Here is a 21,193-nt window from a genome sequence, read left to right as displayed (position 1 = left end):
TGGCTATGTATCGACTTACCTATCAAGATAACTATCACGTAGAACGTACACTTGAATATAAGGATTACGAAGAGCTTATGTTATCTCTATCAGGTTGTGTAACTCTTCCAGATACATTCCTAGTTACCTCATTAACCTTTGATGATAAAGTTATCTATCAAGGATTGGTCGGAGATCTCTACCGTTTTCTATCACAAGCTAATTTTTAAGACTAAAACTAAGATTTTCTTAGTTTTTTCTTGTTTTTGTTGATTTTTTCACAATGTTTCTATAAAATAGAAGAATAGAAAGGTTGTGGTTTTGTGAAAGATAAACAGTCTGCTATTCCAAAAGCAACAGCAAAAAGACTCTCTCTCTACTATCGAATTTTCAAGAGATTTCATGCCGAGAAAATCGAACGTGCCAACTCCAAGCAAATTGCAGAGGCTATCGGTATCGATTCTGCGACTGTTCGTCGTGATTTTTCCTATTTTGGCGAACTAGGTCGTCGTGGTTTTGGTTATGATGTTAAAAAACTGATGACTTTTTTTGCTGACCTCCTTAATGATAACTCCATTACCAATGTTATGTTGGTTGGAATTGGGAATATGGGGCATGCCCTTCTCCACTATCGCTTCCATGAGCGTAACAAGATGAAAATCATCATGGCATTTGACCTAGATGACCATCCAGAAGTTGGAACCCAGACACCTGATGGAATTCCAATCTATGGTATCTCACAGATTAAAGAAAAAATCAAAGAAGCAGATGTCAAAACTGCTATCCTAACAGTTCCAAGTGTTCAATCACAAGAAGTTGCCAATCTTTTGGTTGATGCAGGTATAAAAGGTATTCTCAGCTTTTCCCCTGTTCACCTTCACCTCCCAAAAGATGTGGTCGTTCAGTATGTTGATTTAACAAGCGAACTCCAAACTCTCCTCTATTTTATGCGTAAAGAGGATTAGAAAGCGAAAGCATTTATGAAAAAACCAGTTATTGGGATTACAGGAAATGAAAAAACTCATCCAGATGATGACATCATGATGAGCTATGCAGCGAAAGGCTTTGTTGAAGGAGTCAAGGATGCTGGCGGAATTCCAATCATCCTACCGATTGGTGATCAAGAAATGGCAAGCCATTACGTCGCTATGATTGACAAACTCATCCTAACAGGTGGGCAAAATGTTGATCCAAAATTCTATGGCCAGCCTAAAACAATTGACAGTGATGACTACCATCTTCAAAGAGATGAATTTGAATTAGCCCTTATCAGAGAAGCCATCAAGCAGAAGAAACCAATTTTCTCTGTTTGTCGAGGTACCCAGCTCTTCAACGTCGCTATGGGGGGCACGCTTCACCAAGATATCGAGGATCATTGGCAGGACTGTTCAGCCGAATACACGACCCAACGCCTCGTGACTGAGCCTGATACAATTCTCCGAGAAATCTATGGAGAAATCTCGCATATCAATTCCTTCCATCACCAGAGTATTAAGGATCTAGCCCCCAATTTAAAGGTTGTAGCACATGATCCTAAAGATGGAATAATTGAGGCTGTGACAACTACGGACGGCTTCCCTTATCTTGGTGTTCAATGGCATCCTGAATTTCTCTTTGAAAACCGCCCCAAGGATAAAACACTATTTGACTATGTTGTTAACGAACTCTAGATTAAATCTGTCTTTTCACGGTAACTAAAGTAATCCGAGTGCGAGACAATTAGGTGGTCTAAGAAAACGATTCCCATCAGTTCGCAAGCTTCCTTCACTAGCTTAGTGACATGGTCATCATTTCGACTAGGAGATACAGCACCGGATGGATGATTGTGAACGAGAATCACAGAAGTTGCCATATGCTTCAAAGCATAGTGAAGGATTTCCCTCGGTTCAGCAATACTGCGTGTCGCAGAGCCGATAAAAATAGTTTGCTGATGGATGATTTGATTTTGAGTATTGAGATAGAGCGCCACTAGGTGCTCTTGTTTTTTGTCGCCAAGTTCCTGTTGCATTTTCTTGGCTAGCTTTTGACTGCTGAGAATACTTTCCATCTCAAGGGTTTCATGTTTGTGAATACGATGCCCCAGTTCAATCACTGCTTGTAATTCAATGGCTTTAATCCGTCCAATACCAGACAGACTCTGCAATTCCTGCAGGGTCATTTTTTTCAAATCAGTTAGACTAGTCAGACTATTCAAGACTTTTTGGGCTATTTCAAAAACGTTGGCATGACGTGTTCCAGTTCTGAGTAGTATAGCTAGCAATTCTTGATTGCTCAGAGCCTCTACTCCTTCTTTAACTAGTCTTTCTCTAGGCAAGAGTGAATCTTCTTGGAATGAAATACTGTACATAAAAATCCTCCTCACTTTATTATTCGTGAGGAGGATGAAAAATTAGATTTTTTTCTCAATTGGGGCAACGCTGGCTAGGAGTTTTTTCAGCCCTACTTTTGGGAAATTGATTTTCAATTCCTGCGTAGCACCGCTACCTAAAACTTCAAGGACCGTTCCCTCTCCCCACTTCTTGTGGAGAACAATATCCCCAATAGACCAACTTGTATCAGTCGAATCTTTTTTATTTCCGGCTGCAAACTGTCCAAACGGGAGACCGCTTGACTGGATAGAGCTTGGTGCAGCATTTCGTTTCCGTTTTTGAAGGGCCTGGGCTAAGCTCATACCTTGTCCAAAAGCAATTCCACCACTGCTATACGAAGCCTTGAAACTAGTATTTGCCGGACGAGCCAAGCCTTGATATTCAAGCAAGTCCGAACTAATTTCATTGATGAAACGTGTTGGACGGTTATAATTGGTACGACCGAAAAGCAAGCGAGAGTTGGCATTGGTTAGATAGAGGATTTTCTCCGCGCGCGTGATACCTACATAGGCCAAACGGCGTTCTTCTTCCAGTTCATCAGGATCCTCAGCTGCGCGGCTAAGCGGAAAGACATTCTCCTCCATCCCAATGATAAAGACAACTGGGAACTCGAGTCCCTTAGCAGCGTGCAAGGTCATCAAGGTTACTTCAGATGTCTCCTGACTGCCAGAGTCCGTATCAGCAATCAAGGCCAAGTCATTCAAGAAACGACTGAGTTTATCTAAACCTGTTGCCTCTTCTTGACTATCAGGATTGTCGTCAAAATTCTTAGTAACAGATAGGAACTCTTCGATGTTTTCAACCCGTGCCTTGCTTTCCAAGGTTGCCTGAGCATTAAGATTATCGACATAACCTGTTTTTTCTAGAACAGCTTCCACTAGCTCGGTGATGGTTAATTGATCCAGTTGCTCCCGCAAATCCAGAATCATATTGGCAAAATCCCAGATAGACTGGGCTGCTTTACCTTTGATGCCAGACAGCATGATATTAGCTGAAGCATCCAGCATAGACATGTCTTGCATATTCGCAAAATCGCGAATTTTCTCAACGGTTCCTGGGCCGATTCCGCGTTTAGGTTCGTTAATAATGCGCTCAAAACTGATATTATCACTCAAATTGGCAATGAGATTAAGATAGGCGATAATATCTCGGATTTCCTTACGACTGTAGAACTTAGTCCCTCCAACCATAGTATACGGAATATTGGACTTGAGCAGGGCTTCCTCAATAGTACGAGACTGGGCGTTAGTCCGATAAAGAACTGCAAAGTCTTTGTGAAGGAAGTTTTGGCTGCGACCAAGTTCATCGATGGTTTTGGCTACAAAAACAGCCTCATCTTGTTCATCGTTGGCTCTGTAGTAGACGATTTGCTCCCCATCCGCATTCTGGGTCCAGAGATTCTTAGGACGGCGGTTTTTATTATTTTTGATGACATCGTTTGCTGCTTGAAGAATGGTTTTAGTTGAACGATAATTCTCCTCTAACAAAACGACCTTGGCGTTAGGGTAATCTTTCTCAAAATCCAAGATATTCTGCATATCAGCCCCACGCCAACCGTAGATAGATTGGTCTGCATCACCGACCACGCAGATGTTTTTAAAGCGTGAAGCCAAGAGTTTGACCAGTTGGTACTGGGCATGGTTGGTATCTTGGTACTCATCAACGTGAATGTACTGGAACTTCTGCTGATAGTAGGTCAGAACGTCAGGATTCTGATCAAAGAGACGCAAGGTCAGCATAATCAAATCATCAAAGTCAACGGACTCAGACTGACGAAGCTCCTTTTGATAGGCTGTATAACATTGAGCCACAATTTGTGTGTACATATCTCCAGCTTGGGCAGCATAAGCCACATCATCAATCAGGTCATTCTTAGCATTGGAAATGGTTCCCAAAATAGTCCGTTCATTCCATTTTTTAGGATCCAAGTTTAATTGCTTAAGAATGCGTTTCATGAGAGTTCGTTGCTCTCCTGGATCTACAATGGTGAAGTTCCGATTGTAGCCAATATGATCCGCATCACGACGTAGGATACGAACACACATGGAGTGAAAGGTCGCAATCAGACAGTCCTGAGTAGCTGGATTAAGGCTATAGGCACGCTCCTTCATCTCACGCGCAGCCTTATTGGTAAAGGTAATGGCCAAGATATTCCAAGGATTGACCATCTTTTCATCAATCAAGTAGGCGATTCTGTGAGTTAAAACACGAGTCTTCCCAGAACCAGCCCCCGCCATGATTAACAAGGGGCCTTCAGTCGTTTGCACCGCCTCAGCCTGACGGTCATTCATTCCATTCAATAATGCGTTCATTTTCTCTTCCTTACTCTTGAAGTCAATGTTTCTATTATATCAGAAATCAGGGAAAATATCTTTACCTAGACTGGTTGCGTGTGGAATTCTACTCTTTCATATCATCAGGAGGAGTCAATGACTTTTGCATCCAAACGATATCATGCCATTTTCCAAACTTATAGCCTATCTTAGGGAAATGAGCCACTTGTTCATAGCCACTCTTTCGGTGAAGAAAAATGCTCCTATCATTTGGCAAAGCGATACAAGCTAAGAAGCGTAAGTAACCCCTAGACACTAGTTCTTCCTCCAGACAGTCATAGAGTAGACTCCCTAACCCTCGACCTTCGGCTTCTTGATGCAAGTAAATTGACACTTCAACTGACCAATCATAAGCTCTCCTATCATAATAGGTGGAAGCATAGGCATATCCCAAAATTTTGCCTTCTTCCTCTAGCACTAGATAAGGATACTTAAGCAAGGTCTTTTGGATTCTTATTTGAAATTCTTCAACACTTGACACCTCATATTCAAATGTAATGGCTGTATTAAGGACATAAGGAGCATAAATAGCAAGCAGGTCTGGAATATCAGACTCCCTTACTGTTCGAATCTTTGGCATATATTCCTCTCTCTAAAATCGAAAATGAGCTTGGATAGCTTTTCCAAACTCATTTGAATTCAATTAAACTATTAGAACAATCCTAGAACGGTTCCGTCACTTTCAACATCCATATTGAGAGCGGCTGGACGTTTTGGAAGACCTGGCATAGTCATGACATCGCCAGTAAGGGCTACAATAAAGCCTGCGCCTAGTTTTGGTACCAACTCACGAATGGTAATTTCAAAGTTTTCTGGTGCCCCAAGTGCATTTGGATTGTCTGAGAAACTATATTGAGTTTTAGCCATACAGATTGGCAATTTGTCCCAACCATTCTGAACAATTTGGGCAATTTGCGTTTGGGCTTTCTTCTCAAAGTTCACTTTGCTACCACGGTAGATCTCTGTAACAATCTTTTCAATCTTTTCTTGGACAGAAAGGTCATTGTCATACAAACGTTTATAGTTAACTGGTGTTTCAGCAATCGTCTTGACAAGCGTTTCAGCAAGAGCTACTCCACCTTCTGCACCGTCAGCCCAGACACTAGCCAACTCAACTGGAACATCGATTGAGGCACAAAGTTCCTTCAAGGCTGCGATTTCAGCTTCTGTATCAGAGACAAATTCATTAATCGCAACAACTGCTGGAATACCAAACTTACGGATGTTCTCAACGTGGCGTTTTAAATTAGCAAAACCAGCACGGATCGCCTCCACATTTTTCTCTGTAAGAGCGTCCTTAGCTACACCACCATTCATCTTAAGGGCACGGAGGGTTGCGACGATGACAACAGCATCTGGAGATGTTGGCAAGTTTGGTGTCTTGATATCAAGGAATTTCTCAGCACCAAGGTCTGCACCAAAACCAGCTTCAGTAACAGTATAGTCAGCCAAACGAAGGGCTGTGCTTGTTGCCAAGACTGAGTTACATCCATGAGCGATATTAGCAAATGGACCACCGTGTACAAAGGCAGGCGTTCCGTAAATTGTCTGAACGAGATTTGGCTTAATAGCATCCTTCAAAATCAATGCCAAAGCACCCTCAACCTGCAAATCACCAACAGAAACTGGTGTACGGTCATAGCGATATCCGATAACAATATTCGCCAAACGACGTTTCAAATCTTCAATATCAGTCGCCAAGCAAAGAATGGCCATGATTTCAGAAGCGACGGTAATGTCAAAGCCATCCTCACGAGGAATACCATTTAGAGGACCACCAAGTCCAACGGTCACATGACGAAGTGCGCGGTCGTTCAAGTCTACAACACGTTTCCAGAGGATACGACGTTGGTCGATTCCCAACTCATTCCCTTGGTGCAGGTGATTGTCAATCAAGGCAGAAAGAGCATTGTTGGCAGTTGTAATGGCATGCATATCCCCAGTAAAGTGAAGGTTGATGTCTTCCATTGGCAACACTTGGGCATAACCACCTCCTGCAGCACCACCCTTAATCCCCATTACTGGACCAAGTGACGGTTCGCGAATGGCAATCATCGTTTTCTTGCCAATCTTGTTCAAGGCATCCGCAAGACCAATGGTAATAGTTGATTTCCCCTCACCAGCAGGTGTTGGGTTAATGGCAGTTACCAAGATCAATTTTCCAACTGGATTGCTCTCAACCGCACGAATTTTATCAAAGCTGAGCTTAGCCTTGTACTTTCCGTACAACTCCAAATCATCGTAAGAAATCCCAAGTTTCTCCACAACATCCACGATTGGCTTTAACTCAATGCTCTGTGCGATTTCAATATCTGTTTTCATAGCAAACTCCTCTAACCTCTAATATGATAACTCATTATAACACAAAAAAAGTTTTTTCACATACAAAAAGCTTAGTAAAGTTTATAAACATAAAGTTTTAAGGCCGATTTTAGTCGTCTTTTTTACTTTTTATAAGTTTTTATAGCCAAAAACTATAATCTTGCTGGAAAATTAGATAAAAAAACAAACGCTTTCTTTTGATTCTATTTTATTTTTTGGTATAATAGTCCTATGAAAATTTTAGTTACGTCAGGCGGTACCAGTGAAGCAATCGATAGCGTCCGCTCTATCACTAATCACTCGACTGGTCGCTTGGGGAAAATCATCACCGAAGCCCTACTTGCTGCTGGTCATGAGGTTTGTTTGATAACGACAAAACGAGCTTTGAAGCCAGAAGCTCATCCTAATCTAATCATTCGAGAAATTAACAATACCAACGACCTTCTAGTTGTGATGCAAGAACTTGTTAAGGATTATCAGGTCTTAATCCACTCAATGGCTGTATCAGACTATACTCCTGTTTATATGACGGGGCTGGGGGAGGTCCAGGCTAGCTCTAATTTAGAAGAATTTTTAAATAAGCAAAATCATCAAGCTAAGATTTCTTCAACTGACGAGGTTCAGGTTTTATTCCTGAAAAAAACACCCAAAATCATCTCTCTAGTCAAGGAATGGAATCCAGCTATTCATCTGATTGGTTTCAAACTGTTGGTTGATGTCTCTGAAGATTATCTCATAGAAATTGCTAGAAAAAGCCTTATCAAGAACCAAGCAGACTTAATCATTGCAAATGACCTGACTCAAATCTCAGCAAATCAGCATCATGCAATCTTTGTTGAAAAAGAGCAACTCCAAACTGTTCAAACCAAAGAGGAAATTGCTGAACTCCTCCTTGAAAAAATTCAAGCATACGATTCATAGAAAGGAAAGCCATGGCAAATATTCTCATCGCAGTGACTGGTTCCATTGCCTCATATAAATCAGCTGACCTGATCAGTTCCTTGAAGAAACAAGGCCATCATGTCACTGTCTTAATGACTGAGGCAGCGAGAGAGTTTATCCAACCGTTGACACTACAGGTTCTCTCACAGAATCCAGTTCACCTTGATGTCATGAAGGAACCCTATCCTGATCAAGTCAATCATATCGAACTAGGTAAAAGAACTGATCTTTTTATCGTTGCACCCGCTACTGCTAATACCATCGCAAAGTTAGCCCACGGATTTGCTGACAACATGGTGACAAGCACAGCGCTTGCCCTGCCAGACCACGTCAAAAAGTTAGTCGCACCAGCCATGAATACAAAAATGTATGACCATCCGGCAACCCAGGCTAATCTAAAAACATTAGAGACCTATGGTTATCAGATTATCTCTCCAAAGGAATCTCTACTAGCCTGTGGCGATCACGGCAAAGGCGCCCTAGCTGACCTGAATACTATTTTAGAAAGAATAAAGGAAACCCTCAATGAACAAACGCTCTAACATTGCTCCAATTGCTATCTTTTTTGCAGTTATGCTCGTTATCCACTTTTTAACTTCTCTCCTATTTAACCTTTTCCCATTTCCAATCAAACCAACTATCGTTCATATTCCGGTCATTATTGCCAGCATTATTTATGGTCCTCGAGTTGGAGTTACACTTGGTTTTCTTATGGGGCTATTGAGCTTAACGGTAAACACGATTACCATCCTTCCAACTAGCTACCTCTTCTCTCCATTCGTACCGAACGGAAACATTTATTCTGCGATTATCGCTATTGTCCCTCGCGTTTTGATTGGTCTGACACCTTACTTGGTTTATAAATTATTAAAAAACAGAACGGGTCTCATCTTTGCTGGTGCTCTCGGTTCCCTTACCAACACCGTCTTTGTCCTTGGGGGAATCTTCTTCCTTTTTGGAAATGTCTTCGACGGCAATATCCAAAAACTCCTGGCAACAGTTATTTCTACAAACTCAATTGCCGAGCTTGTCATCTCTGCCGTTCTAACAGTAGCAATTGTCCCACGTCTCGAAACCTTGAAGAAATAAAAAAACAACTCCACTTTCGTCCTGAAGGTGGAGTTTAGCATTTAAAACATAAGAATTAAGTTTCTAGTATGCTTTACCATATTTTAACCAAATATCCATTAAAAATCACTAATGCTTCTTGACTTAACTGATTATTTATTGTACTATACTTGTGTATATACAGATAAATGGAGGTTCTTATGGATATACGGAAAAAAACGCAGTTTATGACCATGACTGCCCTGCTCACAGCAATCGCGATTTTGATTCCAATCATTATGCCTTTTAAAATCGTTATCCCACCGGCTTCTTACACCTTGGGAAGTCATATCCCCATCTTTATTGCCATGTTCCTATCACCTTTGATGGCTGCTTTTGTGATTATTGCTTCTAGTCTCGGCTTCCTGATGGCAGGCTACCCTATGGTTATCGTTCTGCGCGCCTTTTCTCACATCGTTTTTGGTATTTTGGGAGCATTTTACTTAAAAAAATTCCCTGAAACCTTGGATAAACCAAAGGCATCTTGGATTTTTAACTTTGTTTTGGGTGTTGTTCATGCTATCGCTGAAGTACTAGCTTGTATCATCTTTTATGCTACTTCAGGGACAAACGTTGAAAATATGTTTTATGTTCTCTTTGTCCTAGTTGGTTTTGGCACAATCGTTCATAGTATGGTAGACTATACATTAGCACTAGCTGTCTATAAAGTGCTTCGAAAACGTCGCTAAAAGGAAAAACTATGACAAAGGATCGCAAACAAGCTCTTCTCAAACTGTTAAAAGAGGCACCAAAAGCTCTCAATGGTCAAACCTTGGCTGAGCACTTTCATGTTACGCGCCAAGTCATTGTACAGGATATCGCTATTCTCCGAGCAGATGGGGCTCCTATCCTATCCACCAATCGTGGTTATATCTACAAAGAAAATGATGCCAGCCCCTACGTTCACAAACTCTTTAAAGTGAAACATGAACTGGAAGAAATCGGTCAGGAACTTCTAGCCATTGTAGATAATGGCGGACGCGTTCAAAATATCTTAATCGATCATCCCGTTTATGGTGAAATTGAAACCCATCTCAAACTCACCTGTCGCCGAGATGTCCAGCACTTTCTGGAACAAGTCGAGAATTCAGACTTTAGACCCCTTTCTGAATTGACAGACGGCATCCATTACCACCTTGTTGAAGCCGAGACACAACAAGACCTCCACTATATTGAGGAGGCCTTGGATCAGTTAGGTTATTTGGTAAAAGACTAGAAAATTTCTTTCTCCCAGCCATCATCTGTACGATGACGGTAGAAAAATTCAGACTTGTCAGGTGCTTCCATCATTTCCATCAAAGGCAACATATCATAGGCCAGATCCAAGTTTGGAATCTGGTCTTTTTGCACCCAAGATACCTCTCCTTCCTCTGAGGATTGGAGATTTCCAGTAAACTCTGTCGCCTTATAGCAAACGACGATGTAGCGCTCACCTGTATCTAAGGGCCAATTTTTAATACCGACCAGTTGGGGATTCTGAATGGTCAAACCAGTTTCTTCGTATATTTCACGAATGACAGACTCGGCAAAGGCCTCGCCATTCTCAACATGACCTCCTGGAAAGGCATAGCCAGACCAGCGATTGTTTTCAGGAGAGCGATATTGCATGACTACTCGCTTATTTTCTAGATCTTCGATTAGACAGATGTTGGTTAAAATGGTTGCTTGGGCACGGGACATAGATTTGCTCGCTTTCTAAGTTATTAAAATGTATCTTCGTTGTATTTTTTTGGATTTCACGATAAAAGCATTAACTAAGTCATGGTATTATGATAAGATACTCTGACAGTGATAATTATATATAATGGCCTATATGGGCAAGAATAGGTGAAAGAGACATTACAATCATTTCTTCAATTTCTTCCTTTCTAAATGTTTAGCAAGAAGTAAAATGACCAATCCCAAGAAAAAGAATAGCATATAAGCTGCGATAGGAAACCAGATATAGCGATAATCTAGTGATAAGAGAGATGGTAAAATCCCTTTACTATTTTTCCCACCAACTCCTAAAAATAGATGAACTAGTAAACCGATACTATTAAGATAGATAAATAAATCCGCATACCTTTTTATTGTCATCCTTCTCCTAGACAAGTCTAGGAACCAATAGTCAAAGAATTGATATACCAGGCAAAAAAGATTTATATATATTGGAAAACTATAGTTGATATCTCTGTATGGTGAAGGAATAGGAAGGCTTTCGAAAATTAGAGTAACACCTAAGCCTATTCCTAAGATTAGACCAAGTACTAAGAAGAAGCCTAAAAATTGATGAGAATCTAGCCAAAGCTGAAAACTTTCTTTCCTTGAGAGATTCTTTTTTGTGTTTGATTTTTTTTGATTCATTTTTTATCGTTTTTTCATTATTATAAACAAGGAGTCAACTACACATTTTGAAGAAACTGAATCTCACTTACTATTTTACTTAATCCAACGCCTTGACTTCCAGCATCATATCACGGATCTGGGCAGCCAGTTCAAAGTCAAGCACTTCGACGGCTTCTTGCATTTGTTTCTCTAGTTTCTTGACGAGTTCTTTGCGCTCTTGTTTGTTGAGACTGTTGATATCGACTTCCTTGTCCTCTTCCTTGGCAACTGCCTTAGTTACAGCGATCAGGTCTCGGATTTCTTTCTTGATCGTCCGAGGTACAATACCATGTTCTTCATTATAGGCCATCTGAATTTTCCGACGGCGGGCCGTTTCATCGATGGCTTTTTGCATAGACTGAGTCATCGTGTCCGCATACATGATGACATGCCCTTCGCTATTACGGGCAGCACGACCAATAGTCTGGATGAGGCCACGCTCGTTACGAAGGAAACCTTCCTTGTCAGCATCGAGAATAGCTACCAAGCTTACCTCAGGAACGTCAATCCCTTCACGGAGCAGATTGATTCCGACCAAGACATCAAAAACACCCAAGCGCAGGTCACGAATAATCTCCGTCCGTTCCAAGGTCTTGATATCTGAGTGCATGTACTTGACCTTGATGCCCATTTCTTTGAAGTAGTCGGTCAAGTCCTCTGCCATTTTCTTGGTCAAAGTAGTGATAAAGGTTCGTTCATTCTTTTCAACACGGGCATTGATTTCACCCAAGAGGTCATCAATCTGTCCCATAGTCGGACGGACTTCCACCTCTGGGTCTAAAAGCCCAGTCGGACGAATGATTTGTTCAATCACTGTCTCGGTCTGCTCATTTTCATAGTCACCTGGTGTCGCTGAAACGTAAACAATCTGATGCACATGACTTTCAAACTCTTCACGACGAAGAGGACGATTGTCCAAGGCGGACGGTAAACGGAAACCATAATTTACTAACATTTCCTTACGCGAACGGTCTCCATTGTACATTCCCTTGATTTGCCCCATGGTCATGTGGCTCTCATCAATCATAATCAAAAAATCATCAGGGAAGAAATCAAGAAGGGTGTACGGTGGCTCTCCTTCGCTTCGTCCATCCATGTGGCGTGAGTAGTTTTCGACGCCGTTGGTATAACCCATCTCACGTAGCATCTCGATATCATACTCTGTCCGCTGTTTCAAACGTTGGGCTTCCAGCAGTTTGCCTTCCTTCTCAAAGACAGCTAACTGCTCCTCCAACTCTGCCTGAATCTTGGCAATCGCAACCTCCATATGGTCATCATTGGTCACAAAGTGAGTCGCTGGGAAAATAGCCAGATGATCCACTTCTCCCAATACTTGACCTGTCAAAGCCTCAACTTCACGGATACGGTCAATCTCATCCCCGAAAAACTCTACTCGAAAAGCGTGTTCATCACGGGAAGCTGGGAAAATCTCCACCACATCCCCACGAACGCGAAATCTTCCCCGTTGGAAATCAATATCATTGCGTTCAAACTGTATATTGACCAAGTCATTCAAGAGTTTGTCACGAGAAATCTCAAGACCTGGACGGAGACTAACGACGCTATCAGCATATTCCTTTGGCGAACCCAAACCATAGATACAAGAGACTGAAGCCACGACGATGACATCGTTACGCTCCAGAAGAGCCGAAGTCGCTGAATGACGGAGCTTGTCAATCTCATCATTGACAGAGCTATCCTTCTCAATGTAGGTATCGCTCGAAGGGACATAGGCCTCTGGTTGGTAATAATCATAGTAGGATACAAAGTACTCAACAGCATTCTCAGGGAAAAATTCCTTAAACTCTCCATAGAGCTGACCAGCTAGGGTTTTGTTATGGGCAATGACCAAAGTTGGTTTATTGACTTTGGAAATGACCTGACTCATGGTATAGGTCTTCCCAGTACCTGTCGCTCCCATCAAAATTTGGGCTTTCTCTCCACCCTCGATATTATCGACCAACTGCTCAATCGCTTGTGGTTGATCTCCTGAAGGTTCATATTTTGATACTAGTTTAAATTTATTATCTGTAATTCGATTAATCATGATTGCCTCGTCTGCATTTTTCTATCTTTCTATTTTACCATAAATTTGCTTTTCAGACTCTTCTCAAAACTGATAAGAACGAGCAATTCATGTTATATTTTCTTACATAAAATTCATAAAATTTGCCTTTTCACCTTTTTTCTGGTATAATGGAAAAATATTCGGAAAAGGAGACTAAAAATGAAGAAAAAAATACTAGCATGTTTGCTCATTTTATTTCCCATTTTCTCACTAGGTATGGCAAAAGCTGATACTGTTAAGATTGTGTCTGATACAGCTTACGCGCCTTTTGAGTTTAAAGATTCAGATCAAACCTACAAAGGGATTGATGTTGATATTATCAATAAAGTCGCAGAAATCAAAGGATGGAACATCCAAATGTCTTATCCTGGCTTTGATGCAGCTGTAAATGCAGTGCAGTCAGGTCAAGCAGATGCCATTATGGCAGGTATGACAAAAACAAAAGAACGTGAAAATGTCTTTACCATGTCTGATACCTATTATGATACAAAAGTTGTCATTGCTACCACTAAGGCAAATAAAATCACCAAATATGAGGAACTTAGCGGAAAAACAGTTGGTGTTAAGAATGGAACTGCCGCTCAACGTTTCCTAGAAAGTATCAAAGATAAATACGGTTTCTCTATCAAAACCTTTGATACAAGTGATTTGATGAATAACAGTCTAAGTGCTGGTGCTGTAAATGCCATCATGGATGATAAACCTGTTATCGAGTATGCGATTAAACAGGGACAAGATCTCAGCATCAATATGGATGGTGAGGCTGTTGGAAGCTTTGCCTTTGGTGTCAAGAAAGGGAGCAAGTATGAACACTTGGTTACCGAGTTTAATGAAGCCCTAGCACAAATGAAGAAAGATGGTAGCCTAGAGCAAATCATCCAAAAATGGACAGCTTCTACAACTACGGCAAGCCCAACGACAACTACTGCTGCTGGACAAAAAGCTACTCCCGTGAAAAGCAAGTACATTATTGCCAGCGATTCATCTTTCGCCCCATTCGTCTTTCAAAATTCAAGTAATCAGTACACCGGTATTGATATGGACCTCATCAAGGCTATTGCCAAAGATCAAGGTTTTGAAATTGAGATTACCAACCCAGGATTTGATGCAGCCATCAGCGCCGTTCAAGCAGGACAAGCTGATGGTATCATCGCTGGAATGTCTGTAACGGATGCCCGTAAGGAAACCTTCGACTTCTCAGAATCATACTACACAGCAAATACGATTCTCGGTGTGAAAGAATCAAGCACCATTGCTTCTTATGAAGACCTCAAGGATAAAACTGTCGGTGTCAAAAACGGGACTGCTTCTCAAACGTTCCTTACTGAAAACCAAAACAAATACGGATATAAGATTAAAACCTTCGCAGATGGCGCATCTATGTATGACAGTCTGAACACTGGCTCTATTGATGCCGTGATGGATGATGAGCCAGTTCTCAAATATTCTATCAGCCAAGGTCAAAAATTGAAAACGCCAATCGCTGGAACTCCAATCGGTGAAACAGCCTTTGCAGTTAAAAAAGGAACAAACCCAGAATTGATCCAGATGTTCAATAATGGACTTGCCAACCTCAAGGCTAACGGAGAATTCCAAAAGATTCTTGACAAGTATCTAGCTAGCGAAACTTCAACTGACTCTACAAGTACGGTTGACGAAACAACTATCTGGGGCTTGCTTCAAAACAACTACAAACAACTTCTTAGTGGACTTGGAATCACTCTTGCTCTAGCGCTTATTTCATTTGCAATTGCTATTGTCATCGGGATTATCTTTGGTATGTTTAGTGTTAGCCCATACAAATCTCTTCGTCTGATCTCTGAGATTTTCGTTGACGTTATCCGTGGTATTCCCTTGATGATTCTTGCAGCCTTCATCTTCTGGGGAATTCCAAACTTCATCGAGTCCATTACAGGCCATCAAAGTCCAATTAACGACTTTGTAGCTGGTACCATAGCCCTCTCACTTAATGCAGCTGCTTATATCGCTGAAATTGTTCGTGGTGGGATTCAAGCTGTTCCAGTTGGGCAAATGGAGGCCAGCCGCAGTCTTGGTATCTCTTATGGAAAAACTATGCGTAAGATTATCTTGCCACAAGCAACTAAATTGATGTTGCCAAACTTTGTCAACCAATTTGTTATTGCATTGAAAGATACAACCATCGTATCTGCTATCGGTCTGGTTGAACTTTTCCAAACTGGTAAGATCATCATCGCCCGTAACTACCAAAGTTTCAAGATGTATGCAATCCTTGCTATCTTCTATCTTGTAATTATCACGCTTTTGACTAGACTAGCGAAACGCTTAGAAAAGAGGATTCGTTAATGGCAAAACTAAAAATTGATGTAAATGATTTGCATAAGTATTATGGAAAAAATGAAGTTTTAAAAGGCATTACTACTAAGTTCTATGAAGGGGATGTTGTCTGTATCATCGGTCCTTCGGGTTCTGGTAAATCCACTTTCCTCCGTAGCCTTAACCTTCTCGAGGAGGTAACGAGTGGTCACATCACTGTAAATGGTTATGATTTGACTGACAAATCAACCAATGTTGACCATGTTCGTGAGAACGTGGGAATGGTTTTCCAACATTTCAACCTCTTCCCTCACATGTCCGTTCTAGAGAATATCACTTTTGCTCCTATTGAACACAAACGAATGACCAAAGAAGAAGCTGAAAAATTGGGGATGGAGTTGCTTGAAAAGGTTGGACTAGCAGATAAAGCTAATGCCAACCCAGATAGCCTATCAGGTGGTCAGAAACAGCGTGTAGCTATCGCTCGTGGACTTGCCATGAATCCTGATATCATGCTCTTTGATGAGCCAACTTCCGCTCTGGACCCTGAAATGGTCGGAGATGTACTGAATGTTATGAAGGAATTGGCGGAACAAGGTATGACCATGATTATCGTAACCCATGAAATGGGATTTGCTCGCCAGGTAGCCAACCGCGTTATCTTTACGGCTGATGGTGAATTCCTGGAAGATGGAACTCCAGATCAAATCTTCGATAACCCACAACACCCTCGTCTGAAAGAGTTCTTGGATAAGGTCTTAAATGTATAAAACAAAACTGTAAGGTTTTCCTTACAGTTTTTTAATTGCGTATTGGATTTTTGATTTTTTTGAAAATTATGATAAAATAAAAGCTATGACAATGAGAAAATCTCATCCCTAGTCCAACTAGGAAAAAATATAGAAATTAGGTAGCTAGATGTCATCAAAGGTTATTGTTACAATTTTCGGTGCGAGTGGAGATTTAGCTAAACGCAAACTCTACCCTTCCCTTTTCAGACTCTATAAATCAGGCAATCTCTCTGAGCATTTTGCTGTTATCGGAACAGCTCGTAGACCTTGGAGTAAGGAATATTTTGAATCTGTAGTTGTCGAGTCCATCCTTGATTTGGCAGATAGTACCGAGCAAGCCCAAGAATTTGCCAGTCACTTCTACTATCAAAGCCATGATGTGAATGATACAGAACATTACATTGCTTTGCGCCAATTACAAGCTGAACTCAATGAAAAATACCAAGCTGAACTCAACAAGCTCTTCTTCTTGTCTATGGCACCTCAGTTCTTCGGAACCATTGCCAAGCACCTCAAATCTGAAAACATTGTTGATAGCAAAGGTTTTGAGCGTTTGATCGTTGAGAAACCCTTTGGTACAGACTACGAAACAGCTAGCAAACTCAATGAAGATCTCCTTGCGGCTTTTGATGAGGAGCAAATCTACCGTATCGACCATTACTTGGGGAAAGAAATGATTCAAAGTATCTTTGCGGTTCGTTTTGCCAATATGATCTTTGAAAATGTTTGGAATCGCGAACACATTGATAATGTACAGATTACCTTTGCAGAGCGCTTGGGTGTAGAAGAACGTGGTGGCTATTATGATGAATCTGGTGCCCTTCGTGATATGGTGCAAAACCATACTCTACAACTCCTCTCTCTTCTAGCCATGGACAAACCAGCTAGCTTTACAAAAGATGAGATTCGTGCTGAAAAGATAAAGGTCTTTAAAAACCTCTATCATCCAACTGAGGAAGAATTGAAAGAACAGTTTATCCGTGGTCAGTATCGCTCTGGTAAAATAGATGGCATGAAATACATTTCCTATCGAAGCGAGCCAAACGTCGATCCTGAATCTACAACAGAAACCTTTGCATCTGGTGCCTTCTTTGTAGACAGCGATCGCTTCCGTGGTGTTCCCTTCTTCTTCCGTACAGGGAAACGCCTGACTGAAAAAGGGACTCATGTCAATATTGTCTTTAAGCAAATGGACTCTATCTTTGGAGAACCATTAGCGCCAAATATCTTAACTATTTATATTCAACCAACAGAAGGCTTCTCTCTCAGCCTCAATGGGAAGCAAGTCGGTGAAGAATTTAACCTAGCACCAAGCTCTTTGGATTACCGTACAGATGCTACTGCTACTGGGGCCTCACCAGATCCGTACGAGAAATTAATCTACGATGTTTTGAACAACAACTCAACCAATTTTAGTCACTGGGATGAGGTAAGTGCTTCTTGGAAATTGATTGATCGTATCGAAGAGCTCTGGGCTGAAAATGGTGCCCCACTTCATGACTATAAAGCCGGAAGCATGGGGCCACAAGCTAGCTTTGACTTACTTGAGAAGTATGGAGCCAAATGGACCTGGCAACCAGATATCGCCTATCGTGAAGATGGCCGTTTAGAATAGTAAAAATATCCTGCAAGTCAATCTTGCAGGATATTTATTTTGTATTAAATCAAGCCTTCTAAGAGACCCTTCATAAAGTTTTCTGAGTTAAATTCACCGATATCATCGATTTTTTCACCGAAACCAATCAATTTTACAGGGATATTAAGTTCTTCGCGGATAGCCAGAACAACACCACCTCGGGCAGTTCCGTCAATTTTTGTCAAAACAATTCCTGTCAATGGAGTTATCTTAGAAAATTCCTTAGCTTGTACCAAGGCATTCTGTCCAGTTGAAGCATCAAGGGCAAGGAAGGTTTCATGTGGTGCCTCTGGAACGACACGCTTGATAATACGACCAATCTTTTCCAACTCAGCCATAAGGTTGTCCTTGTTTTGCAGACGGCCTGCTGTATCAATCATGAGAATATCAATCCCTTCTGCTACAGCACGTTCCATCCCATCAAAGACCACACTTGCTGGATCAGCTTTTTCAGGCCCCGTCACAACAGGAACATCCACACGACGGCCCCATTCAGCTAGCTGGGCAACAGCTCCAGCACGGAAGGTATCTGCTGCAACCAGCATGACTTTCTTGCCAGCTTGTTTGTAGCGATGAGCCAATTTCCCGATAGAAGTTGTTTTCCCAACACCATTAACACCAACAAAGAGCATGACTGTCAAACCATCTTGGAAGTTGATGCTTTCATTGTAGTTTCCATCTTTTTCGTAGAGTTCAACCAATTTCTCGATAATGACACGACGAAGTGCGTCAGGTTTCTTAGCGTTTTCAAGTTTGGCTTCATAACGTAGTTCTTCTGTTAAGTTTGAAGCAACCTGCACACCGACATCGCTCATGATGAGCAGTTCTTCCAATTCCTCGAAGAATTCTTCATCGACAGAACGGAAGTTGGCAAAGAAGGCATTCAAGCGAGCACCGAATCCCGTACGCGTTTTCGTGAGACTGCGGTCATATTTTTCCTGAACAGTTTCTTCAGGCTGTGGACTTTCTTCTTCTACGTCTTCAGCCCCTAGCTCTTCCTCAGTTTCTAAAGTTTCTTGATTCTTTTCTTCTAAAACTTCTTTAGGTTCTTGGCTTTGCTCTGTATCATCAACTTCTAGCTCAACCTCTTCCTGAGCAGTTTCCTCGACTGCTTCTGGTTCAATCACTTCTTCTGTCGTGATCTGAGGAATTTCTTCTTGAGCAAGTGTTTCTTCCACTTTTTCTCTTGTTGTCTCTTCCTGAGAAGTTTCCTCGACTGCCGTTTTGGTTTCTTCAACCTCTTCTGACAAATCAAGATTTTCCAGAGCTTCTTTTACAACATCTTCAATTTTAGGCTCTTCTTTTTTTCCGAATAGACGGTCAAATAATCCCATATCCTAGTCCTCCTTTAGCACGTATTCTTCGATAGCCCAAGCAACGGCTTCCTCGTCGTTGGTCATGGGGGTAATCACATTTGCAACTGCCTTAACTGCTGGAACTGCATTTTGCATAGCAACTCCCAAACCTGCCCACTCAATCATGGAAAGGTCATTGGCCTCGTCCCCACAAGCCATGACTTGACTTTGATTGATTCCTAAGTGTTTAATTAATTTCGCTAAACCTGTTGCCTTATGGACGTTTTTCGGTGACCATTCCAATAAGAGTTCACGCGATTTGAAGATTTCATATTGGTCAAACAATTCTGGAGAAATCTGTTGAATAGCTGCATCCAAGGGTTCTTGGGCAAAGGCAGTCACACATTTATTATAAGTGATCTGACTAGATAGCTCTTCAAAAGCGACTGGCACGAAAGTCAGAGCTGGATTAAACTTAGCATAGAGGCTTTCTTGGTCCGACTGGATTTGATAGACTGTTCCTTCTGAAATGGCATCTAACGGCAAACCTAGTTTTTCAGTTTCCTCGTACAAGCGTGCCACATCGTCGATTGAAAAAACCGTTTTATCGAGAATCTCTCCTGTATTTTTCTGTACCAGACCACCATTAAAGGTGATGGTGTACTCATCCTCCTGACCGTCAGTCCCTAGCTCATGGAGAAAGAAATCCATAGCCTTCAGAGGACGACCTGTTGTCAGAACGACCTTGATGCCACGATCACGCGCAGCTTTTAGCACCGCCTTAGTACGATCTGTTAGCTTTTTATCCGTTGTCAGCAAAGTACCGTCCAAATCAAGTGCAATCAATTTAATATCTGCCATTATAAGCCCTCCATATAAGCCATCACTGACTGGTCCTTATGGTGGCCAATCACTGCTTCTGCTAATTCTAAAATCTCTGGTCGCGCATTTTCAGGAGCGATTGAGTGCCCGACAACCTGCATCATATGAAGGTCATTGAGATTATCTCCAAACGCCATAACCTGATCCATGCTAAGTCCCAGTTTTTTTGCCAGCTCAACAATAGCCACACCCTTATCAACGTAGTCCAAGACAATATCAATGGATTCAAAACCAGTTGTCATGGCTTTCACACCAGGAACATTTTCGTTGACCCAGGTCTCTCCAGCTTCTATCGTTTCTTCAGTAAAGTTAGTAGTGAATTTAAAAATCTCATCCGTAATATCTTCCAGACTAGCTACTTTTTGAATGTTTTCATTATAGTGACGACTAAACATTAGATAAGTCTCATCCACTGTGTCCAAAACATAACAAGCTTCTTTCCCTGTCAAGAGCATCTTTCTTTCATCAAAATAAGGCGATTTCTTCAAAGCTTCAAAAGTGCTCAAGTAAAAGTCCCGAGACATAGTAGCCTCGTACATATCCTCACCATGAAACTCAACATAGCTCCCATTTTCAGCTATAAAAATCACTTCATCACGCACATCCGCAAATAGCTTTTTAAGGGACAAGATACCGCGACCCGAAGCCACAGCAAAATAAATTCCCTTTTCCTTGTAGGAAACGAGTAAGTTTTTGAGGCGTTCCATATCAAACCGACCCTCTCCGTCTAGAAAGGTTCCATCCATATCGGTTGCTACAAGTTTAATCATAAAATCCTTCATACTCCAATTGATAAATCTACTTTCT

The 21,193-nt window shown here is 41.4% G+C and carries 21 protein-coding genes; 11 read left to right on the top strand and 10 right to left on the bottom strand.

Translation table 11 applies throughout. The features are described 5' to 3' along the window. Positions 1 to 5: 5 nt before the first annotated feature. From ACIY14_RS01055 to ACIY14_RS01045, 3 genes are all read left to right on the top strand, one after another. The gene (locus ACIY14_RS01055) at positions 6 to 209 is read left to right on the top strand and encodes a DUF4649 family protein (RefSeq protein ID WP_025169551.1); all 204 of its coding nucleotides are present in this window, start codon (positions 6 to 8) and stop codon (positions 207 to 209) included. A gap of 93 nt (positions 210 to 302) precedes the next feature. Continuing rightward, entirely contained in the window at positions 303 to 944 is a 642-nt protein-coding gene (locus tag ACIY14_RS01050) for a redox-sensing transcriptional repressor Rex (protein ID WP_409001230.1), read from the top strand. 15 nt (positions 945 to 959) lie between these two features. Then, a complete protein-coding gene (locus tag ACIY14_RS01045; RefSeq protein ID WP_409001229.1) occupies positions 960 to 1,649 on the top strand; it encodes a gamma-glutamyl-gamma-aminobutyrate hydrolase family protein in 690 nt (229 codons plus the stop codon). Here the strand turns inward: ACIY14_RS01045 and radC are convergent. The 4 genes from radC to ACIY14_RS01025 form a co-directional block, all read right to left on the bottom strand. Then, the gene (gene radC / locus ACIY14_RS01040; RefSeq protein ID WP_409001228.1) at positions 1,646 to 2,326 is read right to left on the bottom strand and encodes a RadC family protein; all 681 of its coding nucleotides are present in this window, start codon (positions 2,324 to 2,326) and stop codon (positions 1,646 to 1,648) included. The genes ACIY14_RS01045 and radC overlap by 4 nt on opposite strands. A gap of 42 nt (positions 2,327 to 2,368) precedes the next feature. Continuing rightward, entirely contained in the window at positions 2,369 to 4,660 is a 2,292-nt protein-coding gene (gene pcrA, locus ACIY14_RS01035; protein ID WP_409001227.1) for a DNA helicase PcrA, read from the bottom strand. 88 nt (positions 4,661 to 4,748) lie between these two features. Beyond that, positions 4,749 to 5,261 carry a GNAT family N-acetyltransferase gene (locus ACIY14_RS01030; RefSeq protein WP_409001226.1) on the bottom strand — a complete coding sequence of 171 codons (513 nt, stop codon included), beginning with the start codon at positions 5,259 to 5,261 and terminating at the stop codon, positions 4,749 to 4,751. A 71-nt stretch (positions 5,262 to 5,332) separates the two neighbouring features. Beyond that, positions 5,333 to 7,003, bottom strand: coding sequence for a formate--tetrahydrofolate ligase (locus tag ACIY14_RS01025; RefSeq protein WP_409001225.1), 1,671 nt, complete (start codon positions 7,001 to 7,003; stop codon positions 5,333 to 5,335). 231 nt (positions 7,004 to 7,234) lie between these two features. Here ACIY14_RS01025 and coaB point away from each other — a divergent pair, with 231 nt between their 5' ends. The 5 genes from coaB (at position 7,235) to ACIY14_RS01000 (ending at position 10,268) form a co-directional block, all read left to right on the top strand. Next, the gene (gene coaB / locus ACIY14_RS01020; protein WP_409001224.1) at positions 7,235 to 7,924 is read left to right on the top strand and encodes a phosphopantothenate--cysteine ligase; all 690 of its coding nucleotides are present in this window, start codon (positions 7,235 to 7,237) and stop codon (positions 7,922 to 7,924) included. A gap of 11 nt (positions 7,925 to 7,935) precedes the next feature. Continuing rightward, on the top strand, positions 7,936 to 8,487 hold the full coding sequence (coaC, locus tag ACIY14_RS01015; RefSeq protein WP_409001223.1) for a phosphopantothenoylcysteine decarboxylase: 552 nt from the start codon (positions 7,936 to 7,938) through the stop codon (positions 8,485 to 8,487). Beyond that, complete coding sequence (locus tag ACIY14_RS01010; RefSeq protein WP_001042727.1) at positions 8,471 to 9,034, top strand: ECF transporter S component; 564 nt, start codon at positions 8,471 to 8,473, stop codon at positions 9,032 to 9,034. Before coaC ends, ACIY14_RS01010 begins: the two co-directional genes overlap by 17 nt. A 179-nt stretch (positions 9,035 to 9,213) precedes the next feature. Beyond that, on the top strand, positions 9,214 to 9,741 hold the full coding sequence (locus ACIY14_RS01005; protein WP_220106878.1) for an ECF transporter S component: 528 nt from the start codon (positions 9,214 to 9,216) through the stop codon (positions 9,739 to 9,741). Between the two features lie 11 nt (positions 9,742 to 9,752). Continuing rightward, the gene (locus ACIY14_RS01000) at positions 9,753 to 10,268 is read left to right on the top strand and encodes a transcription repressor NadR (RefSeq protein WP_033629698.1); all 516 of its coding nucleotides are present in this window, start codon (positions 9,753 to 9,755) and stop codon (positions 10,266 to 10,268) included. Here ACIY14_RS01000 and ACIY14_RS00995 read toward each other — a convergent pair. The 3 genes from ACIY14_RS00995 to uvrB form a co-directional block, all read right to left on the bottom strand. Continuing rightward, entirely contained in the window at positions 10,265 to 10,732 is a 468-nt protein-coding gene (locus ACIY14_RS00995) for an 8-oxo-dGTP diphosphatase (protein WP_409001222.1), read from the bottom strand. The two genes, ACIY14_RS01000 and ACIY14_RS00995, sit on opposite strands and share 4 nt — an antisense overlap. A 165-nt stretch (positions 10,733 to 10,897) precedes the next feature. After that, positions 10,898 to 11,131 carry a hypothetical protein gene (locus ACIY14_RS00990; protein WP_409001221.1) on the bottom strand — a complete coding sequence of 78 codons (234 nt, stop codon included), beginning with the start codon at positions 11,129 to 11,131 and terminating at the stop codon, positions 10,898 to 10,900. 346 nt (positions 11,132 to 11,477) lie between these two features. After that, the gene (gene uvrB / locus ACIY14_RS00985; protein WP_409001220.1) at positions 11,478 to 13,466 is read right to left on the bottom strand and encodes an excinuclease ABC subunit UvrB; all 1,989 of its coding nucleotides are present in this window, start codon (positions 13,464 to 13,466) and stop codon (positions 11,478 to 11,480) included. 180 nt (positions 13,467 to 13,646) lie between these two features. Between uvrB and ACIY14_RS00980 the strand changes: the two genes are divergently transcribed. The 3 genes from ACIY14_RS00980 (at position 13,647) to zwf (ending at position 18,188) form a co-directional block, all read left to right on the top strand. Next, the gene (locus ACIY14_RS00980) at positions 13,647 to 15,812 is read left to right on the top strand and encodes an ABC transporter substrate-binding protein/permease (RefSeq protein ID WP_409001219.1); all 2,166 of its coding nucleotides are present in this window, start codon (positions 13,647 to 13,649) and stop codon (positions 15,810 to 15,812) included. Beyond that, positions 15,812 to 16,552 (top strand): amino acid ABC transporter ATP-binding protein, encoded by a 741-nt coding sequence (locus ACIY14_RS00975; protein ID WP_007516801.1) that lies wholly within the window; start codon positions 15,812 to 15,814, stop codon positions 16,550 to 16,552. The genes ACIY14_RS00980 and ACIY14_RS00975 overlap by 1 nt, the downstream gene beginning before the upstream one ends. Positions 16,553 to 16,700: 148 nt before the next feature. Beyond that, on the top strand, positions 16,701 to 18,188 hold the full coding sequence (gene zwf, locus ACIY14_RS00970) for a glucose-6-phosphate dehydrogenase (protein ID WP_409001218.1): 1,488 nt from the start codon (positions 16,701 to 16,703) through the stop codon (positions 18,186 to 18,188). 44 nt (positions 18,189 to 18,232) lie between these two features. Here zwf and ftsY read toward each other — a convergent pair whose 3' ends face one another. The 3 genes from ftsY to ACIY14_RS00955 are packed head-to-tail and all read right to left on the bottom strand — an operon-like array spanning position 18,233 to position 21,156. Next, a complete protein-coding gene (gene ftsY / locus ACIY14_RS00965; protein WP_409001217.1) occupies positions 18,233 to 19,543 on the bottom strand; it encodes a signal recognition particle-docking protein FtsY in 1,311 nt (436 codons plus the stop codon). A 3-nt stretch (positions 19,544 to 19,546) separates the two neighbouring features. Then, positions 19,547 to 20,365 carry a Cof-type HAD-IIB family hydrolase gene (locus ACIY14_RS00960; protein WP_409001216.1) on the bottom strand — a complete coding sequence of 273 codons (819 nt, stop codon included), beginning with the start codon at positions 20,363 to 20,365 and terminating at the stop codon, positions 19,547 to 19,549. Further along, positions 20,365 to 21,156: a Cof-type HAD-IIB family hydrolase gene (locus ACIY14_RS00955; RefSeq protein WP_409001215.1), complete on the bottom strand. Its 792-nt coding sequence runs from the start codon at positions 21,154 to 21,156 to the stop codon at positions 20,365 to 20,367. The genes ACIY14_RS00960 and ACIY14_RS00955 overlap by 1 nt, the downstream gene beginning before the upstream one ends. Positions 21,157 to 21,193: the final 37 nt, after the last annotated feature.

Source organism: Streptococcus sp. ST16 (assembly GCF_046098135.1).
Classification (GTDB): domain Bacteria; phylum Bacillota; class Bacilli; order Lactobacillales; family Streptococcaceae; genus Streptococcus.
The sequence above is the reverse complement of the archived record's forward strand: the minus strand, read 5'-3'. Positions and strand labels throughout refer to the sequence as shown.

What these genes read in the sequence shown, in the direction of transcription:
- ACIY14_RS01055 (WP_025169551.1), top strand. Translation starts at nt 6, where the DNA reads ATGTATCGACTTACCTATCAAGATAACTATCACGTAGAACGTACACTT.
- ACIY14_RS01045 (WP_409001229.1), top strand. Translation starts at nt 960, where the DNA reads ATGAAAAAACCAGTTATTGGGATTACAGGAAATGAAAAAACTCATCCA.
- radC (WP_409001228.1), bottom strand. Translation starts at nt 2,326, where the DNA reads ATGTACAGTATTTCATTCCAAGAAGATTCACTCTTGCCTAGAGAAAGA.
- pcrA (WP_409001227.1), bottom strand. Translation starts at nt 4,660, where the DNA reads ATGAACGCATTATTGAATGGAATGAATGACCGTCAGGCTGAGGCGGTG.
- ACIY14_RS01030 (WP_409001226.1), bottom strand. Translation starts at nt 5,261, where the DNA reads ATGCCAAAGATTCGAACAGTAAGGGAGTCTGATATTCCAGACCTGCTT.
- ACIY14_RS01025 (WP_409001225.1), bottom strand. Translation starts at nt 7,003, where the DNA reads ATGAAAACAGATATTGAAATCGCACAGAGCATTGAGTTAAAGCCAATC.
- coaB (WP_409001224.1), top strand. Translation starts at nt 7,235, where the DNA reads ATGAAAATTTTAGTTACGTCAGGCGGTACCAGTGAAGCAATCGATAGC.
- coaC (WP_409001223.1), top strand. Translation starts at nt 7,936, where the DNA reads ATGGCAAATATTCTCATCGCAGTGACTGGTTCCATTGCCTCATATAAA.
- ACIY14_RS01010 (WP_001042727.1), top strand. Translation starts at nt 8,471, where the DNA reads ATGAACAAACGCTCTAACATTGCTCCAATTGCTATCTTTTTTGCAGTT.
- ACIY14_RS01005 (WP_220106878.1), top strand. Translation starts at nt 9,214, where the DNA reads ATGGATATACGGAAAAAAACGCAGTTTATGACCATGACTGCCCTGCTC.
- ACIY14_RS01000 (WP_033629698.1), top strand. Translation starts at nt 9,753, where the DNA reads ATGACAAAGGATCGCAAACAAGCTCTTCTCAAACTGTTAAAAGAGGCA.
- ACIY14_RS00995 (WP_409001222.1), bottom strand. Translation starts at nt 10,732, where the DNA reads ATGTCCCGTGCCCAAGCAACCATTTTAACCAACATCTGTCTAATCGAA.
- ACIY14_RS00990 (WP_409001221.1), bottom strand. Translation starts at nt 11,131, where the DNA reads ATGACAATAAAAAGGTATGCGGATTTATTTATCTATCTTAATAGTATC.
- uvrB (WP_409001220.1), bottom strand. Translation starts at nt 13,466, where the DNA reads ATGATTAATCGAATTACAGATAATAAATTTAAACTAGTATCAAAATAT.
- ACIY14_RS00980 (WP_409001219.1), top strand. Translation starts at nt 13,647, where the DNA reads ATGAAGAAAAAAATACTAGCATGTTTGCTCATTTTATTTCCCATTTTC.
- ACIY14_RS00975 (WP_007516801.1), top strand. Translation starts at nt 15,812, where the DNA reads ATGGCAAAACTAAAAATTGATGTAAATGATTTGCATAAGTATTATGGA.
- zwf (WP_409001218.1), top strand. Translation starts at nt 16,701, where the DNA reads ATGTCATCAAAGGTTATTGTTACAATTTTCGGTGCGAGTGGAGATTTA.
- ftsY (WP_409001217.1), bottom strand. Translation starts at nt 19,543, where the DNA reads ATGGGATTATTTGACCGTCTATTCGGAAAAAAAGAAGAGCCTAAAATT.
- ACIY14_RS00960 (WP_409001216.1), bottom strand. Translation starts at nt 20,365, where the DNA reads ATGGCAGATATTAAATTGATTGCACTTGATTTGGACGGTACTTTGCTG.
- ACIY14_RS00955 (WP_409001215.1), bottom strand. Translation starts at nt 21,156, where the DNA reads ATGATTAAACTTGTAGCAACCGATATGGATGGAACCTTTCTAGACGGA.